Source organism: Ruegeria sp. CDSB029 (assembly GCF_059611125.1).
Genome location: NZ_JBXWOX010000008.1, coordinates 90,739 through 113,589, shown reverse-complemented (window position 1 = coordinate 113,589; position 22,851 = coordinate 90,739). Strand labels below are relative to the sequence as shown.

Here is a 22,851-nt window from a genome sequence, read left to right as displayed (position 1 = left end):
GCCCGTAAGTATCTGACCGATTTAGAGCTTTCGGCTCATCAAAACATAGCGATCGCGCGGTTTGAAGCCGGTGCGCAAGTACAGTTTATGCGCGGCCTCGTTTGTGCGATCGACTTCTAGGTGAAGGGCGGTCAGACCGGCCTCGGCCAGAGCCTTGGGCAGGTCAAGCAGCACTTCGGTGGCGATGCCACGGCCGCGCACGGCCGGGCGGATGTAGATTTCGTCTATGAAGCCGTCCATGCCGCCAAATTCGACCGACCAGCCGAAGGTCAGGATGACGTAGCCCAGCGGCGCGCGCCCTGGGCCGATCAGGTAGACGCAACCGTGGGGAATACCCTCTAGCAAGGGGGTGAGTGCATTGCGGGTCTGGTCCATGTCCTGCGCAATCCCGGCTTCGGTGTGGAACGCAGTCACCAGGCCCATCAGGCGGTCCAGATCTTCGGGGCGCGCAAGGCGAAGTGCGGCGCTCATAGCCGGGCCAGCCGTTCGGTCAGCAGGGCAAAGAAACCGTCAGCGTCGATTTCCCCAATGAACAATGCATTGGGCGGGTGGTCTGTCACGCGCCACCAATCAGCGACGGTCATACCCATCGTCAGTTCGGACTGCGTTTCGATCTGGACGTTGATGTGTCGGCCCGAGAACAGCTCCGGCCGGATCAGATAGGCGGTCACGCACGGGTCGTGCAGCGGCGCGCCTTCCGAGCCGTATTTCTCTATATCGAATCGTTCGAAGAAGTCCGTCATCTCGGCCACGGCATGCCCGACCTTACTGTCGAGCGCGCGGAAGGCGTCATTGCGATGTTTCGTGACCAGCGCATCATGGGTCACGTCTAGCGGCATAACGACGACATGAACGCCGGATTTAAACACGATATCAGCAGCTTCGGGGTCGACATAGATGTTGAACTCCGCTGCCGGGGTGATGTTGCCGACCTCAAAATACGCACCGCCCATCAGAACGATTTCCTGTACCCGATCAACAATATCAGGCGCTTTTTGAAAGGCGGATGCGATGTTCGTCAACGGGCCAAGCGGGCAAAGTGTGACGGTTCCCGGCTCGTGTGCGCGCAGGGTGTCGATGATGAAGTCGACCGCGTGCCCGTCAGCCAGCGGCATTTCCGGATCAGGCAGGACGGGACCGTCGAGGCCGGTCTTGCCGTGCACATGTTCTGCGGTGACCAGAGGGCGGTTTAGCGGGCGGTCACACCCGGCATAAACAGGAATATGCGTGTGGCCGGCCAGTTCACAGACGATCCGCGCATTCTTGGCCGTCAGTTCCAGCGGTACATTCCCCGCAACGGCGGTAATGCCCAGAACATCAATCTCTTCCGGGCTTGCCAATGCCAGCAAGATGGCGACTGCGTCGTCCTGCCCGGGATCGGTGTCGATGATGATCTTGCGCGGTGCCATGCTTTGCCTCCGGGGTATTGAAGCGCGGACACTCGCAAGTGTCACCACGCTTGTCCAGCGGTTTCAGACCTCGGTCGTCGCACCTACCGGCGGGAGTTTGCCATTGGCGCGGTGCTCTTCAATTTTGACCTCGTCCCACAGCGCATCCATTTCTTCGAGATCGCTTTGAGATGGTGTTTTCCCGCGCGCAGCCAGCCGCGCTTCTACTTGCTCGAACCGGCGGGTAAACTTGGCATTGGTGCGGCGCAGGGCGGCCTCGGGTTCGATCCCCAGATGGCGGCCCAGATTGACCATCACGAACAGAAGATCGCCGAATTCATCCTCCAGCGCGTCTGCGTCCTTAGCCTTGCGCGCTTCCTCCAGCTCTGCAGCCTCTTCCGTGATCTTGGCCAACACATGGCTGGCATCGGGCCAGTCGAACCCCACGCGGGCCGCGCGTTTCTGCAGTTTGTGCGCGCGCAACAGGGCAGGCAGGTTGGCCGCGACACCGTCCAGCGTCCCTTTCTGTTCCTTGCCGGCGCGCTCAGCCGCCTTGATGGTTTCCCAATCCACGGTCTGCTGGTCCGCTGATTTATCGCGGGATTCATCGCCAAATACATGCGGGTGACGGTCGACCATCTTGTCCGACATGGTCTGCACCACGTCCTGAAAGGTGAAATGCCCGGCTTCCTCGGCCATTTGTGCGTGAAAAACCGACTGGAATAGCAAATCGCCCAGCTCGCCTTTCAGCTCATCATAGGCTTCGCGCTCGATGGCATCGGCGACCTCATAGGCCTCTTCGATCGTGTAGGGGGCGATGGTGGCAAAATCCTGTTCGATATCCCACGGGCAGCCCGTTTGCGGGTCACGCAGACGGCGCATGATTTCCAACAGGCGCTCGATACCTGCATCGCTGTCGTGGATCAGAGGATTTTCGGCCATTGCGAACCCTTTCGTTCCGGTGTCAGATGCATCCATTCCGCAGTCCCGATCAGGAGTCCACCCCAGATGCCCGTCGTCAACCGAATTGCCGATTACTCAGCCGATATGGCCGCATGGCGCAAACACTTGCATTCGATCCCCGAGTTGGAGTTCGAATGCCATGAAACGGCAGCGTTCGTAGCGGACCGTCTGCGCGAATTCGGAGTGGACGAGCTGCACGAAGGTATTGCCAAGACCGGGATCGTCGCGATCATTAACGGGCGGGGTGACGGGCCGACGATCGGTCTGCGTGCTGACATGGACGCGCTGCCGATCCCTGAAGAGACGGGGGTCGAGTACGCCTCGACCAAGCCGGGCAAGATGCACGCCTGCGGCCATGACGGGCATACCACGATGTTGCTGGGTGCTGCGCGCTATCTGGCCGAGACACGGAACTTTCGTGGCCGCGTGGCGCTCATTTTTCAGCCAGCCGAAGAAGAAGGCGGCGGCGCGGGCGTGATGGTCGAAGAAGGCATCATGGACCGGTTCGACATCTCTCAGGTCTATGCGCTGCACAATGCGCCAAACCTGCCCGTTGGCGCGTTTCACACCACTCCGGGGCCGATCATGGCGGCTGTGGATACGTTTGAGATACATATTCAAGGCGTTGGCGGCCATGGCGCCATGCCACATGAAACCAGAGATCCGGTAATGGCGGCCTGTGGCATCGCGCAGGCGATTCAAACCATCGTCAGTCGCAACCATTATGCGCTCGACGATCTGGTTGTCTCGGTGACACAGATTCACACCGGGACAGTGAACAACGTGATCCCCGACACGGCATTCATCAACGGAACCGTCCGAACCTTCGATCCAAACGTTCAGCAGATGGTGATCGAGCGTATGCAGCAAATCGTGCAGGGGCAGGCGACCTCATACGGGGTCGAGGCGCGGCTGGACTATGAAAAGAACTATCCGGCCACGATCAATGATGGCGAAAAGGCCGGGTTCGCTGCCGAGGTGGCCCGAGATGTGTCGGGGGCCGAGCGTGTGGTGGGCAACATGGGACGCGAGATGGGGGCCGAGGATTTCTCGTACATGCTGCAATCGCGCCCCGGCGCCTATCTGTTTCTAGGGCAGGGCGAGAGCGCCGGGCTGCACCATCCGAAATACAATTTCAACGACGAGATCGCGCCGATCGGCGCTTCGTTCTTTGCACGGATCGTCGAAAAGGCGCAGCCGCTGGGCTGACGGGGGGAAGACATGGCACTGGAAGACGCAAAGAACCAGGTGGACGAGGCATTCACCAATCCTGATCTCAAGGGACTGTCCTACGAGAACACCTTTGGCGGCGCGACCTCGTTCCTGCGTCGCCTTTACACTAAGGACCTGAAAGGCGTGGATATCGCAGTCACAGGTGTGCCCTTTGATCAAGCGGTGACGAACCGTCCGGGTACCCGTCTTGGACCGCGTGCCATACGTGAGGCCAGCGCGCTGCAATCGCCGGATGCGCCCTACGGCTGGCCGTTCGATGCGCTCAGCGAGTTGGCAATCGTGGATTACGGAGACATGGCTTATGACTATGCCAATATCCCTGCCTTTCCCGATACGTTGACCGACCATATCCACACCATTCTGGCCGCTGATGTGTCTTCGGTTACGTTAGGCGGGGACCACTATATCAGCTTCCCGATCCTCAAGGCCTATGCCGAGAAATACGGCCCGATGTCTCTGCTGCAATTCGATGCGCACACCGACACTTGGGCCGATGACGATATGTCCCGCGTGGATCACGGGACGATGTTCTACAAGGCGGTGAAGTCCGGGATCGTGGATCCGAAACGCTCGGTTCAGGTCGGAATTCGCACGACCAACGAGGATACTCTGGGCGTCAACATCATCGACGCGCGCGAGGTGTACGAATCCGGCCCCGCCGTCGTGGCGCAAAAGATCAAAGGTATTTTGGGCGACAGCCCGGTCTACCTAAGCTTTGACATCGATGGTCTGGACCCGGCCTTTGCCCCCGGCACCGGCACGCCCGTTTGGGGTGGTCTGAGTTCCATTCAGGCGCAGATCATCCTGCGCGATATCGCCGGGATCAATATCAAAGGCGGGGACGTGGTCGAGGTCTCACCGCCCTATGACACCTCAGGCGCGACGGCCATTGCCGGTGCTCACGTGGCGACTCAGATCATTTGCCTGCTGGGGTGGAACAAGCTGGTGCAGGATTAACCTTTGGTTAGCCATCTTTCCTGTATCTGATTAACCAAAAGCCGGACGGGAGAAATACGGGCATGACGGACTTTAACCAACCGATCAGCGGCAATGATCTGGCGAGGTTTTCCGGGCCGAACACATTCATGCGGTTGCCGCAGGCTGACTCGCTGGCAGAACTGGACGTAGCCGTTCTCGGCATTCCGATGGACATCGGCACCTCATGGCGGTCCGGCACGCGGTTTGGGCCAAAACAGATCCGCAGCGAAAGCGCGATGATCCGGCCTTATAACATGGCCAATTCCGCAGCTCCGTTTGATAGCTTGCAAATTGCGGATATTGGCGATCTGGCGATCAATACGTTTTCGCTGGCGGAAAGCCTGAAGATCATCAAGGAAAGCTATGATTCCATTCTCGATCAAGCGGTTATCCCGGTTGCGATGGGAGGTGATCATTCGATCACGTTGCCGATCCTGCGCGCCATTGCCGCCAAGCACGGACCGGTGGCGCTGGTCCATGTGGATGCTCACGCCGATGTTAATGATGAGATGTTTGGTGAGCGTGAGACCCACGGCACCGTCTTCCGGCGGGCTTACGAGGAAGGGCTCATTGTCCCGGATAAGACCTTCCAGATCGGTATTCGCGGCTCGGGCTATGCCGCCAGTGATTGCACCGAAGCCCAGGACTGGGGCTTTCGCCAATTCCCGGCGTGGGAGCTGTGGCAACAGAACCTGACCGAGATCGGCTCACAGATCCGCAAGACCATCGGCGATCATCCGGTCTACATCACCTATGACATTGACAGTCTGGACCCTGCATATGCCCCCGGCACCGGCACGCCGGAAATCGGGGGTCTGACCACGCCGCAAGCGCTGCAACTGATTCATGCGTTGTCGGGTGTGAAAGTGGTCGGATGCGATCTGGTCGAGGTGTCGCCGCCATACGATCCGTCAGGCAACACGGCACTAACCGCAGCAAACCTGTTGTTTGAACTGCTGTGCATATTGCCGGGCGTGACGTCACGGTAGAAGAGTTCGCACCTTGTTTGCCAAAGCTATCCGAATATGGTCAGCGCAAGGGCTGGTCCGGGGATGAAAAAAATGGTGCTGTGGCTGATTGTTGTTCTGGTAATTTTGCTTGGAGCATACATTCGTTTTGCACCATCAGACCCGGCAAAATGGCATGTGGCACCGATAGGTGATCAGGACCGTGATCTTGATGGAGGTGTCGTCCGTGTGGTCGAAACGGGGCCGGATGGCCTGCTGCGGCTGGATGCGTTCGCACGCATTTCAGACCGAACGTCAGTTCTGGCCGGGTCTGTTGATGAAGGGATGATTACCTACATCACGCGTACGAAAGTGATCGGCTTTCCGGACTACACGACAGTGCAACAGGACGGAGACACGCTTCGCATCTACGCTCGTCTCAGGTTTGGCCGGTCAGATTTTGGGGTAAACCGCGCTCGTGTTGATGAGTGGCTTGCTCTGTTGCAGCCCTGAGGACAAGCACCCATCCTGAACCTCGCGCCACATCGGTACGTTCAGAGACATCTGGCATTGCGCCATGAACATGCGGCCATCGACTTGGAGGCAGATCATCTCGCCCAGTTCGACGCGGGTTCCGGATTTGTCGGTGCAATAGCAGTCCTGCACCTTGCCGCCGGGGCCGACCACGTCGGCCAGGGCGGGCGTTACGAGCAGTGTAAAACCAAGTATCAACCGTTTCATGTGCATTAGCCTAGCATAGTGAGGGGCCTTGACCAAAGGGCCGGATTGATAGACACCGCCCGGATGATCCCCGAAGAACGACTTGAACAGATAACCCAGCGATTCCAGTACCTCGAAGCGGCCATGGCAGATGGTGCCTCGGGTGGGGATATTGCGGCCTTGGCCAAAGAATATTCCGACCTCAAACCGGTTGTGGATCAGATCATGGCATGGCGTCAGTTGGTGGCCGATCTGGCCGAGGCCGAGGCGATGCTGGCCGACCCCGACATGAAAGAATTGGCGGAAGAAGAAATTCCCGCGTTGAAGACCCGCATCCCCGAATCCGAACACGCCTTGCAGCTTGCGCTGTTGCCGCGTGATGCGGCGGATGCGCGTCCGGCGATGCTGGAGATTCGTCCCGGAACTGGCGGAGATGAGGCCGCATTGTTCGCCGGGGACCTTCTGCGCATGTACCAGCGCTATTCCGAGGCGCGTGGATGGAAGTTTGAGATTATCGAAGAACAGGCTTCGGATCTGGGCGGGATCAAGGAGGTCGTGGCCCATATCAAGGGCGAGAACGTGTTTGCCCGGATGAAGTACGAATCCGGTGTGCACCGGGTACAGCGCGTGCCGGAAACCGAAAGCGGTGGGCGCATTCATACTTCGGCTGCAACGGTCGCGGTTTTGCCCGAGGCCGAGGATGTGGACATCCAGATCGACGCCAATGATATCCGCATCGACACTATGCGCAGTTCAGGTGCGGGGGGGCAGCACGTGAACACAACGGACTCGGCGGTTCGGATTACCCACCTGCCGACGGGGATAGTTGTAACAAGCTCGGAGAAATCGCAGCACCGCAACCGCGAGATTGCGATGCAGGTGCTCAAGACCCGGCTGTATGATCAGGAACGTCAGCGGATCGACAGTGAACGGTCGGCCGATCGTGCCAGCCAGGTGGGGTCGGGGGATCGATCCGAGCGGATCAGAACCTACAATTTCCCGCAGGGGCGCATGACCGATCACCGCATCAATCTGACGCTTTATAAGCTGGATCAGGTGATGCAGGGCGATTTGGATGAGGTGATCGACGCGTTGACAGCTGACGATCAGGCGCGGCTGCTGGCCGATATGGCGCAATGATCGCCGCACTGACAGCAGCACAGGCGATGGTCGCGGCTACAGCGCGATTACGGGCGGCTGGCGTGGCTGACCCGGCGCGGGATGCGCGCGTTCTGCTTGCCCATGCGGCGCGGATCGAAGCCAGCCGGGTCACTCTGATTGCGCCCGAAGAGCTGTCCCCTGAGGTTGCAGAGCGTTATGATCAGTTGATCTCGCTGCGTGCGGTGCGTGTTCCGGTGTCACACCTGTTGGGCGAGCGTGAGTTTTATGGCCGACGGTTCCGTGTCAGTCGCGATGTGCTGGACCCACGGCCGGAAACCGAAGCGCTGATCGAAGCCGCGCTCAGCGAACCGTTCGATCATGTTCTGGATCTGGGGGTCGGATCAGGTTGTATCCTGATCACGTTGCTGGCCGAACGGGCCAGCGCTTCGGGCGTGGGCGCGGACCTGAGCGAGGCCGCCTGTCTGCAGGCCAGCGCAAATGCAGTGCAGCATCAGGTACAGAGCCGGGTGGAAATTCTGCAATCGGACTGGTTTCAGAATATTGACGGCCAGTTTGATCTGATCGTTTCGAACCCCCCCTACATTTCACTGCAAGAAATGGCCGACCTTTCGCCAGAAGTGCGCGTGCATGAACCGCGCATGGCGCTGACGGACGAAGGGGACGGGCTGGGTGCCTATCGCCGCATCGCCGCGGGTGCGCCGGACTTTCTATTGCCCGGCGGTCGTCTGCTGGTGGAAATCGGGCCAACGCAGGGGCAAAGCGTCGCGGCTTTGTTCGAGTCGGCGGGTTTGACAGCCACAAGGATCATTCCCGATCTGGACGGCCGCGATCGCGTCGTTTTTGCCAAAATGCCGCATTAAAGCGGCAACCTGAGGCCGAAATACGCCGATTAATGTAAAAAAGCTGCGATTTTTGGGACAACCCCCTTGTCTGTACGCACAGGACGTGTTTACTCAACACCAGTCGGAGGGCTGACGCTGGTTCAGCGGGCCCCGGACGCCAAGCCCAAAATAGTCGACATCGCGTCACAGCTAAGCTTTTGAGCAGTGCAGGATGCGAGATGATCGACAGCGAATGACAAGGCTGACGTAAAGTAAATGAGATCTTCCAAATCCCGCTCTCGGGTCAAGAGTAACCGCAACCGTCCTTCTGGGGGCAATGTCGTCAACCGGGTTTTTGACAGCTCGGGTCCCGAAGGCAAGGTGCGTGGTACGCCCCAGCAGATTATCGACAAATACAATCAGTTGACGCGCGACGCCCAACTGTCCAATGACCGTGTGGCCGCCGAGAACTTTCAGCAGCACGCAGAACACTATCTGCGCCTGTTGAGTGAGGCACAGCGCGAAATGGAAGCGCGCCGCGAAGAGCAAGATCGCCAGAACCGTGAGCGTCAGGCCGAGCGGGATCGCGAACGCGCCGAGCGCCAGGAACGCGAAGCTGCTGCCCGTCAGTCGGACCCGGCCGAAGCGCCGCAACCGGACGTGATGGATTTTACACCCGAGGCAGCCACCCCGGAATCCGGTTTGGTCGAGACCCCGGAAAGCAAGGATGCCGCTGCGGCCGCCGAAGCACCGGCGAAAAAAGAAAAAGCACCGCGTCGCCCGCGTACGCGTAAGCCAAAGCCCGCGCCAGAGGGGGCAGAGGACGCACCGACAAGCAACGGTGATGCACCGGAAGCGGCTGAGTAATTTCTGCCATAGAGTTCAAAAAGCCCCGGAGTTCACTCCGGGGCTTTTTCTTTGCGCATTAGCTTTTTTGAACTTCCCGGGCCAGCGCACAGAACGCTTCGAGCGGGACTTGTTCGGCGCGCTCTGTGGGTTGGATACCAGCCGCGAGCAGGCGGTCCTCGATATCCGGCGCCACGCCTTTTAGCGATGCGCGCAGCATCTTGCGGCGCTGGTTGAAGGCTGCGGCCACGACGCGCGACAAAACCCGGGCATCTGCCGGGTAGCGCGGTTCGGGCAGGGCCGTTAGATGCACAACAGCGCTTGAGACCTTTGGCGGAGGCGTAAAAGCCCCGGGCGGCAGGGACATAGCGATGCGCGCCTCGGCCCGCCACTGGGCAAGGATCGCAAGTCGGCCATAGGCTTTGCCCCCGGGTTGGGCAACGATGCGTTCGGCGACTTCGCGTTGGAACATCAGCGTCAGACTTTGCCAGAACGGCGGCCATTCGGGTGGGGTCAGCCAGCGCACCAGTAATTCGGTGCCAACGTTATACGGCAGGTTTGCGGCAATGCGGATAGGTGGGGTCAGATGCGCCAGCGGGTCGATTTCCAGTGCGTCGCCGTTGATGACCTCAAGACGACCCGGGTAAGCAGCAGCGATGTCGTTCAGGGCAGCGATACAGCGGGTGTCTTTTTCGACCGCGACGACCTTGCGCGCACCTTCGGACAACAGACCGCGGGTCAGACCACCGGGGCCGGGGCCGATTTCCAGCACGTCGCATTCCGTCAGATCCCCTGCCTGCCGCGCGATCTTGGCTGTCAGGTTGAGGTCCAGTAGAAAGTTCTGCCCCAGCGATTTACGCGCCGAGAGTTGATGTGTCGCGATAACCTCGCGCAGAGGGGGAAGGGTGTCGATTGAACTCATGATCCGATTACCGTGGCGCGTGTCCGGGGGGGAACGCCAGTGATTTTTTGCCTCCGGCGGGGATATTTTCAGCCAGGTGAAGGATCAAGCGCTTTGTGCCATCCGTTGGGCCAGTTTCAGTGCCTCGATCAGACTGGTGGGGTTTGCTATGCCCTGTCCGGCGATATCCAATGCGGTGCCGTGATCGGGCGAGGTGCGAATGAAGGGCAGGCCGAGGGTCACGTTCACGCCACGGTCGAAGTCGAGTGTCTTGATCGGGATCAGTGCCTGATCGTGATACATGGCAATTGCGGCGTCATATCGGGCGCGGGCGGCGGCGTGGAACATCGTGTCCGCCGGGTGTGGGCCGGTAACCGTGCAGGTATCGCCCGGCAAATCAGATATCAGAGGGGCGATCCAGTCCAGTTCTTCATGCCCCATTTTACCGCCTTCGCCCGCATGCGGGTTGAGGCCTGCAATGGCGATGTGGGGATGGGGGATACCAAACTGTCTGCGCAGGCCTTCAGCGGTAATGGCGATGGTTTCGCGCAGCAGATCGGGGGTAAGCTCAGACGGGACGCGCGACAGCGGGATGTGGATCGTTGCGGGCACCACGCGAAGCAGATCGCTGGCGAGCATCATAACGACACGCTTGCGCCCGGCTAGAGCGGCGAGAAATTCGGTATGGCCGGGATAGGCGAACCCGGCCCCGTCGATCAGGGCTTTTTTGTGGATCGGTGCAGTGCACAGCGCCGACGCCGCGCCGGATTGCACCAGAGAAACACCGGTTTCGATGGCGTCGATCACACTGGGCGCATTGGACGGATCTGGTTGGCCTGCTGTGTTTGTGGCGGGAAAGCTCAATTGCAGAACAGGCAGGGCATTCGCGCAGATATCAATGGCCTGTGCCGGATCGCTGATCCGCTGCGTGGGCGTGCCTGCCGGCAGATGCGCCGCATCGCCGATATAGAAAAACGGGCAGCTCGCGCGCAGTTTTGACCATGCTTTGGCGGCGATTTCGGGGCCTATTCCAGCAGGATCGCCACAGCTAAGCGCGATGGGCGCGGTCATTGCTCGATAATCGTCGCGTCGGCGCGGAGCTGTTCAACCAGACTTTCGGCAAAGGCCTGCAGGCGCTGTTGCGTGAGGGCGTTGGCCACATCCACACGCGTCGTGTCTTCGCCCCGGTCCAATGTGCGTGTGCACAGCATCAGGAACTTCAGAGTCTGGCCATTGTTCCCCGTCAGCGTCGTGGAAACTTCGTTCAGGTCCAGCTTGGACAGCTCAAGCGCTACGTCGCGGGGGATCTCGGAGGGGTTGGCTTCAACACGTTGCAGCACTGCGGCAGGTTGATCCTTGGCGATGCCATAGAGGTCGTCGCAGGTATCGATCTGTTCGCGCAGCTGGGCAGCGCTGGCCAGAGTTTCGGCACTGCGACCGCCGGCCATGTTGTAAATCGCGTAGTCGATCTTGGAGTATCGCGGCGCGCTGGTGCTGACTTCGCGCAATCCGCGCAGCTGGAACAGGGCGATGGCATTGGGCAACGACAAAGGCTGCGTGATGTCGCCTGATTTGAGACCCAGAATCACAGGTTGCAGGGCAGGGGGCAAGTCGGTCAGGTTCAGCCATTCCAAACGCCCGCCGTCATCGCGTGTGCCAGCAGCTGAATACTGCGTGGCAGCAGCAGAAAACGCATCGAAACCTTCAACCTGAGCAATCTCTTCGGCCAGCAATTCGGCCTGTGCAAGGGTCTGCGGAGTGACCGGAATGATTATCTCCGACAACAGAACCTGAAGCCCGCCGCTCCCGGCCTGTCCTAAAGCCCGGTTGATCTCGTCGTCGCTCGGCCTGGCTTGGGACAGAAAGCGCGAACTGACGTAATCGCGCCACGAAAGCTGATCAGCGACGAAATCCCGTACGGTTTCGGGGGAAACGCCGGCTTCGCCCAGCAATTGCAGGAATTCATCGGTCGAAAGGCGACCACGGGCTGCAAATTCATCAATGCCCACCTGAATGTCTTCTGGTGCAACCTCGATTCCTGCGTCGCGCATGGCCTGCTTGCGCAGTCGTTCGTCGATCAACGCGTCGCGGACTTCGTCCTCGGTTGCGCCAGGGGCACCCAGAACGGTCAGGAATTGCTGGCGTTGCTGAAGTTCGTACCAGGTGACAATGTCCTGATTCACCTTGATCGCAGGTGAAAACAGGCTCTGAGCCTGGCTGTGACCAGTGGACAGGGCCAGCAAAGCAGCAGCCAGTGCCGGTGCAACCGGCTTTAACCAACCGGAACGGACTATTCGCGAGAAACGTGAAATCAACTGCATCTTCTCTTGTACTGTTGGCCGCCACCCTCAACGGAGTAACCTGTCAGGGCAACGGTAAACCCGAATTCTGTCGAAGGCTCAATACTTGATGATGAGGTAAATCGTCTGCTGACGGTCATGTTAACCTTTACACACTCATTCTGGTACGTAATGCCCAGACCATAGCGGATCGGTTCGGATTCGCTGAGGTCATAACGCGCATAAGCCTGTGTCAGCCAGTTTTGGTCAACAAGGTAACGCCCATTCATCCAAATTTCTGATATCTCGTCATTCGCATTTTCTGCCGGATCCTTTTCCTGCCACACATAGCTGCCGGTTAGGCCGACATTTGGCTTGTTCCAGCCTGCGCGTACCTCGGCCTTGGCAAAGCTGAAATCACCATTCAACAGGCCACGACCCGCCAAGGACCAGCCATTTGCGGTTTGCAACTGACCGGCCAGCAACACGTCGGAGGCGGTGCCCTGAAGGCCCGATGTCAGGTTGAAGTTGGGGTCAGCGGTCGAGCGGAAGACCTGTCCGACAGTGGCAAGCGCGCGCCAGCCATTTGCGCCATAACGCGCCCAATTGACCCCGAACACAGCCGTCGCGCCATCTTCGCGACGATCCGGGGCCGGAAAGCGGGACAGGGACAACAGGTTCCCCTGGTCGAATTCCTGAAACGTGCTTTCGTCATTGGGAACGTCCTGATCTGTCACGTTCGTCCAACCGACTTGCGCGATGGGTTCAAGCACCTGCGTGGCGCCTGACTTTTCCCGCCGGGTCATCGGGTAACGCAAGGTGAGTGCAGCGCGGGGGGCCGCGCGGGTCACCTGGTCAGGAAACTGGCTGTCATCTCGGATGTCAAAGATATCCACCGATGTCCCGAACCGGGCATCAGCCCTGAGGCCCGATGCGAAAATCCAGCTGCGCATCCAATCCGCATCGAATGTGGCGCGCGCGACATCGCGGCCAACGATGTCCTGATCGCTGGTGCGTGTGTGATTGTGGGCCACAAAGCCCAAGCGTACTTCGCCGCCGACAGAGGTTGGGAAGTAACGTTTCTGGAAATACAGGTCGAAGATCCGAGATGGGATCACTTCCTCATTTTCACTGTCTCGCAGGGATTTGTAATGGATGAAACTGGTGCGGAAGGCGGTATCGCGTTTGATCCGCTCAAGCGCGATTTCGCTGCGCAACCGGTCAAAATCAGGCAGACCATAGTCGGCGAGATACGCGTTATCCGAGGTCGTCTTCACATCAAACAAAAGGCGGAAGTCGTTGTTCAGGAAGAAATAACCGTTGGCAAATAGATAGCCCCGATCCTCATTTTCTTGCAGGTCGTCGCGGGTGAAAGCACCGTTCAGCTCAATCCGGCCGCGTTTGAATGCCTGGCGATAGCGATAGCCCAGTGTTCTAGTTTTCCCCGAGATATAGGGGGTCAGCGTCAGGTCCCTGTGGTCGCCAAGCTTAAAGAAATACGGCACCTGCACGCCAGTTCCCAACTGCGATGTGGTGCGAATCGACGGAACAAGAAAGCCCGTCGCGCGGTCCAGCGTCGGGTCGGGCAGGCGCAGATAGGGGAAGTAGAAAACCGGGAAATCCAGTATCCGGAACTGTGCCCCTTCGAAATACAATTGGCGTTCCAACTGGTCATGCGTGACCTTGCGGGCGCGGATTTGCCAAAGCGGCGGTTTACCATTGGCGCAGACGTGGCAGGACGTGGCCGAGACCTTGCTGAACTGTGTGTAACGCCCCCCCGCGCGCGCAGCCTGGACCGAGGCGATCTGAACCTGCTGATCGAACACCATGCGGGCTCCTATCAGCAGACCGTTCATGATTCCGTCATCCAGTTCGGCGGAATCGGCCAGCAACGTGGTTGCGCCGCCCTGATCAATGCGCACCGGGCCTTCCAGCGACAGATTGCCGGTTTCGCGGTCATAGGTGATGCGCTTGGCAGTGACCTTGATGTCGCCCTGAAAGGCTTCAACATTCCCTTCGGCCACCAGATTGCGTTCGGGCGTGATAAAGATCCGGTCAGCCACCAGCAGGGCAGGCTGATCCTCTTGCGTGGTACCCTGTGCAGCGTTGGCAGCGGGTTGAGATTGCGCGAATGCGCCCGCTGGCATGTTCAGTGCGACCGCACCGGACAGCAACAAACTGGCAATAAGCCGCATCAGCCGTCCTCCGCATGCAGCAAAAGGCCGAGGGACAGAAGAATGGCTGCAAAGGGCGGGGCCCAGGCCGCGACTAAGATAGGCAATTGACCGTTTTCCCCCAGAATTTGGGCAAAGTTGCGAATAAAGTAGATGCCAAAGCCCAGCAGGACGGCGGTCAGAACCGCGATACCGGTGCCGCCAAATCGCACGTGGCGCATGGTGAAGGCCGCGCCGATCAGAACCATCGACATAAGAAACAAGGGACGGGCCAGTTGGACCTGCAACCAGACCTCATATTGCTTGGTCGAAAACCCGGCTTCGCGCAGGTCACGGATCAGTTCCGGCAGGTCATAGACCGAGACGGAATCCTGATCGCCAAGCGTGTCCAGAATCCGTTGGCGTGTCAGCGATGTGGGAACCTCAAGCCGCGCGTGTTCAGTGGCGTGGGTTTCTGGATTCACACCGCCTTCCAGCGCCCAGATCTTGGCATTGGTCAGAACCCACGTACCGTTCTCCAAATCGGCTTGGTCGGCCACGATCTGCTGGGTCGGTGTGCCGTCCGGGGCGAAGGTAATGATCGTCACCTGATTAAGGGTGAACTTGTCGCCGTTGGATGTATCCTGGGCGTGAATCACGGATTGGCCATTGGCCGATCCCTGCCGCAACCAAAGACCATCTGCGCTGATCGACAGCGTTGATCCACCGTTGTTTTTGTAAGATTCGGCAAGCTGTTTGTACTCTTCCGACGTGGCGGCTGCGATGGGGTTCAGCATGCCCACTGCCAGTGCACCTATGATCAGGGCGATCACCACTGGGGCCAACAGGGCGCGGATGCCTGAACGGCCAGTGGCGCGGGTCACGACCAGTTCCGAGCTGCGGGCAAGACCGATAAACAACGCGATCGTGGACAAGATGACCAGCAGCGGCAGCATTTCGCTGATTGCGGCAGGCGTATTCAGCAACGTCAACTGCAACAGCTGACCAAAGGACAGGTTCGCATCGTCAAAGCGGCGCACCTGTTCGATCAGGTCGATCAGAATCATCAGCGTCAGGAAAATGCTGCCGATGACCAGGAAACTCTGAATGAATCGGCGGGCGAAGTAGCGGTCGAGGATCACGAAGGAACTCCTGCCGAAATGACGCGCAAACAGCCCGTGGTCGGGTGCAGACTAGAATCACCGCTGCACGCAATTGTGCGTGACGGCCTATGCCTGCTCTGTCTTGCCAAAACCTTCTCCCCCGAGCCTGTCGGATTTTTTCCGGGACTGTAATCCAAATGCGGGCCGGGGAAAACTGCTATCTGGTCAAGCCGCGCGGCGCGGGCTAGGTCTTGGGGAACTGATTTTGAGGAGTTCGCAATGAGCAGTCTTGTACCGATCCGTTTCCAGGACCCCGACATGGATGCGATGGCGCAGGCCGAAGGGCGCGTGGCCATTATCATCCCGGCTGACGGCAAAATGAACCCTGCCGCCCGCCGCGCCAACCGTCTGACCCGCGGGGCTGTGACACGGCTGGTCGAAAGCGAGCGGTTCGAAAAAGTGAAAACCGGTGACGTGATCTCGATGGCGTGGCCATCCGGCATGGCAGCCGAGGCGCTGGACGTTCTGGTTCTGCCGCGCCGTCCCGAACCCGCCGAGGCCCGCAAGGCCGGTGCCGCGCTGGCCAAGCTGGCGGGCAGCAAGGACCTGCTGGTGATGTCGGGCAATCAGGTTAAGGCCGAGGATCTGGCCATGGGCATCGCGCTGCGCAGCTATGATTTTGATGCGCACAAGACCAAGGATTCGGGTGAAGCTGGTTCGGTCATCATAACCCACCAGAAGGCGGATGAGATCGAGGCTGCGTTTGCACCGCTCTACGCGGTCGCCGACGGTGTCCGCATGACCCGCGATTTGACCAACGAGCCCGCGAATATCCTGACTACCACGGAATTCGCCGACCGGCTGGACGAGATGAAGGCACTGGGGCTTGAGGTCGAAGTGCTGGAAGAAGACAAACTGGCCGAGCTGGGCATGCGTACGCTGCTGAGCGTGGGGCAGGGGTCGGACAGCCCTTCGAAGGTTGTGGTGATGCAATGGAATGGCGGCGACAAAGATGACGCGCCGCTGGCTTTGGTCGGTAAGGGGGTGGTGTTCGACACCGGTGGTATTTCGCTGAAACCTGCGGGTGGCATGGAAGACATGACCATGGACATGGGCGGCGCTGGCGTAGTGGCAGGTACCATGCGCGCGCTGGCCAAACGCAACGCCAAGGCCAACGTTGTCGGCTTGGTCGGATTGGTGGAAAACATGCCTTCAGGCAACGCCACCCGTCCCGGCGATGTGGTCAAATCCATGAAGGGCGACACGGTCGAGATCATCAACACCGACGCCGAAGGCCGTTTGGTTCTGTGCGACGTGTTGTGGTACGCGCAAGAGCGGTTCAAGCCCGTGGGAATGGTCGATCTGGCCACCCTGACCGGAGCGGTCATCATCGGACTGGGGCATGAGAATGCGGGTGTCTTCTCGAACAATGACACATTCTGCAATGCCTTCCTGAAAGCCGCAGGTGCCGAAGATGAAGGCGCATGGCGCATGCCATTGGGCGAAGCCTACGACAAACAGCTGAAATCGCGGATTGCCGACATGAAGAACGTGGGCGGACGTCCTGCGGGTTCGATCACTGCGGCGCAGTTCCTGCAGCGGTTCGTAAAAGAAGATATGCCGTGGATTCACCTGGATATTGCCGGTGTGGCTTCGGTCTCGTCCGAGACATCCTACGCCCCGAAGGGCGCAACCGGCTGGGGCGTACGCGCGCTGAGCCGTTTCGTTCAGGACAACTTCGAGTAAGCCGATGGGGGCCGTCTATTTCTATCACCTGACCCGCCAACCGCTGGAGCATACCTTGCCGGTGTTGCTGGACAAGGCACGGCAGGCCGGGTGGAAGATTGCCGTGCGAGGCAGCGATCCCGCACGGATGGACTGGCTGGATGAAAAGCTGTGGCAGGGGCCCGAAGAAGGGTTCTTGCCACATGGCCGCGCAGGCGGTCCGCACGATGCCGCGCAGCCGATCCTGCTGACGACTGAGGCGCAGGCTGCCAATGACCCGTCTTGTGTCATGGCGGTAGATGGCGCGGCGGTCGACCCCGATGAGATCAAGAAACTGGACCGCGTATGTATCCTGTTCGACGGCAATGACGCAGAGGCCGTTCAACACGCGCGCGGGCAGTGGAAGGCTTTGACCGGTGCGGGATGTTCCGCCCAATACTGGTCCGAAGAATCCGGGCGCTGGGAAAAGAAAGCTGAGGCTTAGGGCCCGAGCCACTTTCCGGAAGGCGTGGTGGTGATTGCGCAAAGATGTGCGATCAGAAATGCCTCAATGACCGGATTGAAGCCCAAATTGACGGATGCGGTGCAAGGCAAAAATGACTGTTTTCGACTGTTAAGGCAAAAGTTTGAGGAACCAAATGTCCAATAAAACCCAGTCTCTCTTGCGCCAGCCGCTAATTCTGCCCTGCGGCGTAACTCTAAAAAACCGAATTGCTAAATCGGCGATGTCTGACTCGCTTGGTGACGGCAAAGGCAATCCAAGTGATGATCAAATCAAGCTCTATGAGCGTTGGGCAACTGGCGGCCTCGCCCTGTCGATCATCGGCGAAGTGCAGGGCACACCTCATTTTGCAGAGAAGCCCGGCAATTTGGTTTTGAACGATCAATCCGATTTCGCAATCACAAGAAAACTTGCACAGGCAGGGGCAACCAACGACGCTCATTTGTGGCCGCAACTTGGACACGCGGGGGCGATGGCGGATGCTCCGATCAGCTCGCCGAAAGGTCCGAGTCGCCTTGATTTGCCCGGTCTGAAATGCGGCGCGCTGTCCTTGGATGAAATCCACGCGCTGCCGGCCGAATTTGCACGCACGGCAAACCTTGCCAAGCGGCTTGGGTTCGGTGGCGTTGAGTTGCATGCGGCCCATGGATTCTTGCTCAACCAGTTTCTGTCTCCGCTATTCAACAAACGCGAAGATGCCTATGGCGGTTCTTTGCAAAACCGGATGAGACTGCTGCTAGAAGTGATCAGCGCCGTGCGTAATGCCGTTGGCCCGGATTTCCCTGTGGGCATCAAGTTGAACGCGACAGATCAACTTGAAGGCGGCTTCGCTGAAGATGAATCCCTTGAGGTCATTGCGGCATTAGACAAAACAACAATTGATCTGATTGATGTCAGCGGTGGCACATATTTTCCGGGTGCTGCGTCATCATCAGATCGTGCGGGTTCCGGCGCCTATTTTCTTGATTTTGCTGAACGTGCGCGTGCGAAAACGAACATTCCCCTTATGGTGACGGGCGGTTTCAAGACGCTTGCACAGGCCAAAAGCGCCATTGCAGAGGGCAAAGCCGATCTCGTTGGATTGGCCCGCGCATTGGTCGTTGATCCAGAATTGCCATCATTTTGGCTTTCCGATCAACGCGACGAGCCGCAATTCCCGCGTTTCAAAAACCCACCGGAAGGCGGTGTGACTGCATGGTACACGATGCAAGTCACGCGGATCGCCAGAGGTGAGGACGCGCTTGAACCAGATGATCTAGACGAAGCAATAGCGGCATACGAGGCCAGAGATGAGATTCGACGAGAGATTTGGAATTCTCATTTCGGCTGAACTTCACGAGCAACCTCAAGCCGACATTGGTGCAGCCGCAGTGATTTGCAGCATTGGTTCGTATAGCCACTCAAAACCTTGAAATGAAAGCGCATTTACTGGAATCTGAGTGGATACCCGTATGGTTGCGGCAGAAACGCCATGCGCTGCGTTTGGCTTTATGCCGCTTTTTTGCAGCGAGGTTTGCATAAGCCCAACCCCTTGTTGCACGGGAATTGATCGCCTGCACCCTTGCCCTACCTGATCTCTGCATTAGGGTGCGCGACGTTGCGAGCGGAAGGATTTTGAGATGAAAAAGAACCCATTGGGGCGCACTGGTATTGAAGTGACGGATCTGTGCCTTGGAACCATGACGTTTGGCGCGCAGACCTCTGAGGCCGATGCACATACCCAGATCGATATGGCGCTGGAGGCGGGGATCAATTTCGTTGACGCTGCTGAAATGTACCCGGTGAACCCGGTCTTGAAAGAGACCGTGGGGCGGACCGAGGAAATCCTGGGCAACTGGAACGCGGTGAACCCCGCGCGGCGGGCGGGGTATATTCTGGCGACCAAACATTCCGGTGCAGGTTTCGCCCATGCCCGCGACGGAGCACCGATTTCTGCGCAAACGATCCCCGAAGCGATCGAGGGGTCTCTGCGTCGTTTGCAGACAGATTGCATCGATCTGTATCAGTTTCACTGGCCCAATCGCGGCAGTTACATGTTTCGACAGAACTGGGACTATGCGCCGTCTGGTCACAACACCAATGACGTACTGGAGAATATGGAGGAGTGCCTTGTCGCTCTGCAACAGCAAGTCGATAAGGGCAATATCCGCGCGTTCGGCCTGTCGAATGAAAGCGCATGGGGCACCGCGCAATGGCTGCGGTTGGCCGAACAGACAGGCGCACCACGGGTCGCTTCGGTCCAGAATGAATATTCTCTGCTGTGCCGCCACTTCGACACCGATATGGCCGAGTTAAGCGTGCACGAAGATGTGGGCCTGATGGCGTTTTCTCCGTTGGCGGCAGGGTTTCTGACGGGCAAATATCAGGGCGGATCGGTGCCTAAGGGCTCGCGCATGGATCTTGTTCCGACCATGGGTGGGCGTAAGTACGAGCGTGTGTTTGGTGCGGTCGATGCCTATCTGGAGATCGCGCAGCGGCATGGCCTGGATCCGGTGCATATGGCGCTGGCATGGTGCCAGACACGCCCGTTCATGATGACTGCCATTTTCGGAGCGACCACGGTTGCGCAACTGGCCCATATTCTGGCGGGCACGGAGGTGGTGTTGGCGGATGATGTCCTGGCGGATATCAGTGCCGCGCATCGCGCGCATCCGATGCCGTTCTAAGGGGGCTCTGCATCCGTCGCGCTTTGCGCGACTCCCCCGGGAAATTTTTAGCCAGATGAAGCGGATCCGGTCAGTGATGTGTGGGCTGGATCCGGTCCTGACGGAGGTCTCTGGCCGACAGGCCGTGCGCGGTGCGGAAAGCACGGGCAAAGCTGGATTGTGAGGCAAAGCCTGTGGCGAGTGCCACGTCCATCAGTGGCATATCCGTATCGGTGACCAGACGCCGCGCTTCGGCCAGGCGCAGTTGCAGATAGTGATCCTGCGGCGTTGTGTTCAGGCGCAGACGGAACTGTTGTTGCAGAGTACGAGGGCTGGTGCCCAAGGTATCGGCGATGTCGGCCAATGGCAGCGGATCCTCAAGAGACCTTTCCATGAGAGAGTTCGCCTTTGCTGTCAGAGCCGTATGACGATGCGGCACGCCTGTACGGCTTTGTGGCTTGGACGGTTCCGGTGCGCCCTCGTAGAGGAACAGGCCGGACACGCGGGCAGCAAAACCTGCGCCGTGGCGCGCGGCGATGATGTGTAGCATCATCTCGACCGCGGGGATCGCGCCGCCTGAGGTCAGACGGTTGCCGGACACAGTGAATCGGTCGGGGCGAACATCGACTTCGGGGAAGCGGGTCGCGAAATTGTCCAGATCCTCCCAGTGCGTTGTGGCGGAGTGGCCGTTCAGCAGGCCGGCTTCAGCCAGTAGCCAGGGGCCGCCGTCGATGCCAGCCATGGTGGCTCCGGTACCGGCAATGCGGCGCAGTCCGGCGAGCAAGCTGGGTGTGGCGTGACGGGCCAGTTGGAAACCTGCAATGACGATCATCAGGTCGCAACCCTGCAACCGAGCCAGTGGTGTGCCTGGAACATTCAGGGCGCTGGTCAGCATCGCCGGTTCCGCTGTGGCCGTCACATAATCCCAGTCAAAGGCTGGGCGGTCCGCCAGACGGTTGGCGGCGCGCATGGGATCAACGGCCGAGGCAAAGCTGAGCGTGTTGCATTCATCCAGAACCAGCACGGCCGTTTTTAGGGCGCGATGTTCGGGCTGCAATATGTTTTTTGCGGATTTCATCAAGTTCGATTCGCATTCTGGCAAGTTGTTTCCATAAAGCTGCGCCAGAGTCGGGGATGAACGCAAATCGGAATCCGGGGAGAAGCCTGAGGATAACTTAGGTCAAAACCGGGTATAAGTTGGGGAAAACACCATGCCACTGGAAATGAACCGCGAAGTCTTCATCACCTGCGCTGTCACCGGCTCGGGCGGAACACAGGATCGCAGCCCGCATGTGCCGCGTTCGCCCAAGCAGATTGCCGAAAGTGCGATCGCCGCGGCCAAGGCAGGCGCGGCCATCGTGCATTGCCACGTGCGTGATCCGGAAACCGGTGCACCCAGCCGTCGTCTGGACCTGTACCGCGAGGTGACTGATCGCATTCGTGAAGCCGAGGTCGACGTTGTGCTGAACCTGACCGCCGGTATGGGCGGTGACATGATCTTTGGCCCGACGGAATCTCCGCTGCCGTTGAACGAGGACGGCACCGACATGATCGGCGCGGCTGCTCGGGTGGAGCATGTGGCTGAATGTCTGCCCGAAATCTGTACTCTTGATTGCGGCACCATGAATTTTGCCGAAGCTGACTATGTCATGACCAACACGCCAGGCATGCTGCAGGCGATGGGCCGGATGATGACGCATCTGGGCGTGAAGCCTGAGATCGAGGCCTTTGATACCGGTCATCTGTGGTACGCCAAGCAGTTGGTGAAGGACGGCGTTCTGGACAGCCCGGCACTGGTTCAACTGTGCATGGGCGTGCCGTGGGGTGCTCCGGATGATCTGAACACCTTTATGGCCATGGTGAATAACGTGCCTGATGACTGGACCTTCAGCGCATTCGCGCTGGGACGGAACCAGATGGCATATGCGTCGGCTTCGGTGCTGGCGGGCGGCAATGTGCGCGTTGGCCTTGAGGACAATTTGTTCCTCGATAAAGGCGTTCTTGCGGAAAACTGGCAGCTGGTTGAACGGGCGAACACCATCGTTTCGAACATGGGCGCGCGGGTGATCGGCGCGCAGGAAGTGCGTGAGAAGCTGGGGCTGGTGAAACGAGCACCTAAGGGCTGAATTTTCTCCTTGTAGGAAGTTCGCCTTGCCATGACACCGGGGCATCAACTGAGGGAATGAGACTCATGAAAGTGATGTTGCGGTGTCTGGCTGTCGTTGGAGCGGGGCTTATGGCGGCTTGCCTTCCGGCGGATGAAAAGGCGGAGGCGGCTTCTGTGAACAATGGGAGGCAGGCCTGCGAAGCCAAAGGCGGTGTCTACGAGGTTGCAGGCAAAGCCCAGCAATATGTGTGCGTTCTGCCGCTGGCAGATGCGGGCAAGACCTGTGAAAAAGGTTCGGACTGTCAAGACTTTTGCCTGTCCGAGACCAAACAATGCAGCGCGGTCACGCCGCAGTTCGGGTGCATTCCTCATCTGGATGAGACCGGACGCGAGCTGGTGATCTGTATCGACTAGGAAA

Annotated in this window: 24 protein-coding genes; 13 read left to right on the top strand and 11 right to left on the bottom strand. The window is 59.1% G+C overall.

The features are described 5' to 3' along the window. Positions 1–21 precede the first annotated feature (21 nt). From AC2FI8_RS11820 to mazG, 3 genes are all read right to left on the bottom strand, one after another. Positions 22–471, bottom strand: coding sequence for a GNAT family N-acetyltransferase (locus AC2FI8_RS11820; RefSeq protein ID WP_496779183.1), 450 nt, complete (start codon positions 469–471; stop codon positions 22–24). Then, positions 468–1,409, bottom strand: coding sequence for a nucleoside hydrolase (locus tag AC2FI8_RS11815; RefSeq protein ID WP_496779181.1), 942 nt, complete (start codon positions 1,407–1,409; stop codon positions 468–470). Before AC2FI8_RS11815 ends, AC2FI8_RS11820 begins: the two co-directional genes overlap by 4 nt. A 63-nt stretch (positions 1,410–1,472) precedes the next feature. After that, complete coding sequence (mazG, locus tag AC2FI8_RS11810) at positions 1,473–2,330, bottom strand: nucleoside triphosphate pyrophosphohydrolase (RefSeq protein ID WP_496779291.1); 858 nt, start codon at positions 2,328–2,330, stop codon at positions 1,473–1,475. Positions 2,331–2,396: 66 nt separating this feature from the next. Between mazG and AC2FI8_RS11805 the strand changes: the two genes are divergently transcribed. From AC2FI8_RS11805 to AC2FI8_RS11790, 4 genes are all read left to right on the top strand, one after another. Continuing rightward, on the top strand, positions 2,397–3,560 hold the full coding sequence (locus AC2FI8_RS11805; protein ID WP_496779180.1) for a M20 aminoacylase family protein: 1,164 nt from the start codon (positions 2,397–2,399) through the stop codon (positions 3,558–3,560). Positions 3,561–3,572: 12 nt separating this feature from the next. Next, complete coding sequence (gene speB / locus AC2FI8_RS11800) at positions 3,573–4,541, top strand: agmatinase (protein WP_496779178.1); 969 nt, start codon at positions 3,573–3,575, stop codon at positions 4,539–4,541. A 62-nt stretch (positions 4,542–4,603) separates the two neighbouring features. Then, positions 4,604–5,551, top strand: coding sequence for an agmatinase (speB, locus tag AC2FI8_RS11795; protein ID WP_496779176.1), 948 nt, complete (start codon positions 4,604–4,606; stop codon positions 5,549–5,551). A 63-nt stretch (positions 5,552–5,614) separates the two neighbouring features. Continuing rightward, positions 5,615–6,022: a DUF1499 domain-containing protein gene (locus AC2FI8_RS11790; protein ID WP_496779173.1), complete on the top strand. Its 408-nt coding sequence runs from the start codon at positions 5,615–5,617 to the stop codon at positions 6,020–6,022. Here AC2FI8_RS11790 and AC2FI8_RS11785 read toward each other — a convergent pair. Next, positions 5,963–6,250, bottom strand: coding sequence for a hypothetical protein (locus AC2FI8_RS11785; protein ID WP_496779171.1), 288 nt, complete (start codon positions 6,248–6,250; stop codon positions 5,963–5,965). The two genes, AC2FI8_RS11790 and AC2FI8_RS11785, sit on opposite strands and share 60 nt — an antisense overlap. 63 nt (positions 6,251–6,313) lie before the next feature. Here AC2FI8_RS11785 and prfA point away from each other — a divergent pair, with 63 nt between their 5' ends. The 3 genes from prfA to AC2FI8_RS11770 all read left to right on the top strand — a co-directional run bounded on the left by prfA (position 6,314) and on the right by AC2FI8_RS11770 (position 9,039). After that, positions 6,314–7,369 (top strand): peptide chain release factor 1, encoded by a 1,056-nt coding sequence (gene prfA / locus AC2FI8_RS11780; protein WP_058277596.1) that lies wholly within the window; start codon positions 6,314–6,316, stop codon positions 7,367–7,369. Further along, the gene (gene prmC, locus AC2FI8_RS11775) at positions 7,366–8,211 is read left to right on the top strand and encodes a peptide chain release factor N(5)-glutamine methyltransferase (RefSeq protein WP_496764506.1); all 846 of its coding nucleotides are present in this window, start codon (positions 7,366–7,368) and stop codon (positions 8,209–8,211) included. The genes prfA and prmC overlap by 4 nt, the downstream gene beginning before the upstream one ends. Before the next feature lie 237 nt (positions 8,212–8,448). Further along, positions 8,449–9,039, top strand: coding sequence for a DUF4167 domain-containing protein (locus AC2FI8_RS11770; protein ID WP_496779169.1), 591 nt, complete (start codon positions 8,449–8,451; stop codon positions 9,037–9,039). 58 nt (positions 9,040–9,097) lie between these two features. Here AC2FI8_RS11770 and rsmA read toward each other — a convergent pair whose 3' ends face one another. The 5 genes from rsmA to lptG form a co-directional block, all read right to left on the bottom strand. After that, a complete protein-coding gene (rsmA, locus tag AC2FI8_RS11765; RefSeq protein WP_113790091.1) occupies positions 9,098–9,940 on the bottom strand; it encodes a 16S rRNA (adenine(1518)-N(6)/adenine(1519)-N(6))-dimethyltransferase RsmA in 843 nt (280 codons plus the stop codon). Between the two features lie 84 nt (positions 9,941–10,024). Next, positions 10,025–10,990 (bottom strand): 4-hydroxythreonine-4-phosphate dehydrogenase PdxA, encoded by a 966-nt coding sequence (gene pdxA / locus AC2FI8_RS11760; protein ID WP_496779166.1) that lies wholly within the window; start codon positions 10,988–10,990, stop codon positions 10,025–10,027. Beyond that, the gene (locus AC2FI8_RS11755) at positions 10,987–12,240 is read right to left on the bottom strand and encodes a peptidylprolyl isomerase (RefSeq protein ID WP_496779164.1); all 1,254 of its coding nucleotides are present in this window, start codon (positions 12,238–12,240) and stop codon (positions 10,987–10,989) included. The genes pdxA and AC2FI8_RS11755 overlap by 4 nt, the downstream gene beginning before the upstream one ends. After that, positions 12,231–14,393 carry an LPS-assembly protein LptD gene (locus AC2FI8_RS11750; protein ID WP_496779162.1) on the bottom strand — a complete coding sequence of 721 codons (2,163 nt, stop codon included), beginning with the start codon at positions 14,391–14,393 and terminating at the stop codon, positions 12,231–12,233. The genes AC2FI8_RS11755 and AC2FI8_RS11750 overlap by 10 nt, the downstream gene beginning before the upstream one ends. Further along, positions 14,393–15,493: an LPS export ABC transporter permease LptG gene (gene lptG / locus AC2FI8_RS11745; protein WP_496738421.1), complete on the bottom strand. Its 1,101-nt coding sequence runs from the start codon at positions 15,491–15,493 to the stop codon at positions 14,393–14,395. The genes AC2FI8_RS11750 and lptG overlap by 1 nt, the downstream gene beginning before the upstream one ends. A gap of 240 nt (positions 15,494–15,733) precedes the next feature. Between lptG and AC2FI8_RS11740 the strand changes: the two genes are divergently transcribed. From AC2FI8_RS11740 to AC2FI8_RS11730, 3 genes are all read left to right on the top strand, one after another. After that, the gene (locus AC2FI8_RS11740; protein ID WP_496779160.1) at positions 15,734–17,200 is read left to right on the top strand and encodes a leucyl aminopeptidase; all 1,467 of its coding nucleotides are present in this window, start codon (positions 15,734–15,736) and stop codon (positions 17,198–17,200) included. Positions 17,201–17,204: 4 nt separating this feature from the next. Next, positions 17,205–17,663, top strand: coding sequence for a DNA polymerase III subunit chi (locus tag AC2FI8_RS11735; protein WP_282118261.1), 459 nt, complete (start codon positions 17,205–17,207; stop codon positions 17,661–17,663). Positions 17,664–17,817: 154 nt separating this feature from the next. Next, positions 17,818–19,011, top strand: coding sequence for an NADH:flavin oxidoreductase/NADH oxidase family protein (locus tag AC2FI8_RS11730; RefSeq protein ID WP_496779158.1), 1,194 nt, complete (start codon positions 17,818–17,820; stop codon positions 19,009–19,011). 15 nt (positions 19,012–19,026) lie between these two features. On the opposite strand, the gene AC2FI8_RS11725 is transcribed toward AC2FI8_RS11730, so the two are convergent. Further along, positions 19,027–19,200 (bottom strand): hypothetical protein, encoded by a 174-nt coding sequence (locus AC2FI8_RS11725; RefSeq protein ID WP_496733520.1) that lies wholly within the window; start codon positions 19,198–19,200, stop codon positions 19,027–19,029. Positions 19,201–19,300: 100 nt separating this feature from the next. Here AC2FI8_RS11725 and AC2FI8_RS11720 point away from each other — a divergent pair, with 100 nt between their 5' ends. After that, positions 19,301–20,347 (top strand): aldo/keto reductase, encoded by a 1,047-nt coding sequence (locus AC2FI8_RS11720; RefSeq protein ID WP_496779156.1) that lies wholly within the window; start codon positions 19,301–19,303, stop codon positions 20,345–20,347. Positions 20,348–20,417: 70 nt separating this feature from the next. Here the strand turns inward: AC2FI8_RS11720 and AC2FI8_RS11715 are convergent, their stop codons facing one another. Beyond that, complete coding sequence (locus AC2FI8_RS11715; RefSeq protein WP_496696628.1) at positions 20,418–21,404, bottom strand: GlxA family transcriptional regulator; 987 nt, start codon at positions 21,402–21,404, stop codon at positions 20,418–20,420. Positions 21,405–21,537: 133 nt separating this feature from the next. On the opposite strand from AC2FI8_RS11715, the gene bcoG reads away from it, so the two are divergent. Continuing rightward, positions 21,538–22,452, top strand: a complete 915-nt coding sequence (gene bcoG / locus AC2FI8_RS11710; RefSeq protein WP_282151376.1) for a 3-dehydrocarnitine:acetyl-CoA trimethylamine transferase BcoG — start codon at positions 21,538–21,540, stop codon at positions 22,450–22,452. Between the two features lie 65 nt (positions 22,453–22,517). Next, complete coding sequence (locus AC2FI8_RS11705; RefSeq protein WP_282168169.1) at positions 22,518–22,847, top strand: hypothetical protein; 330 nt, start codon at positions 22,518–22,520, stop codon at positions 22,845–22,847. Positions 22,848–22,851: the final 4 nt, after the last annotated feature.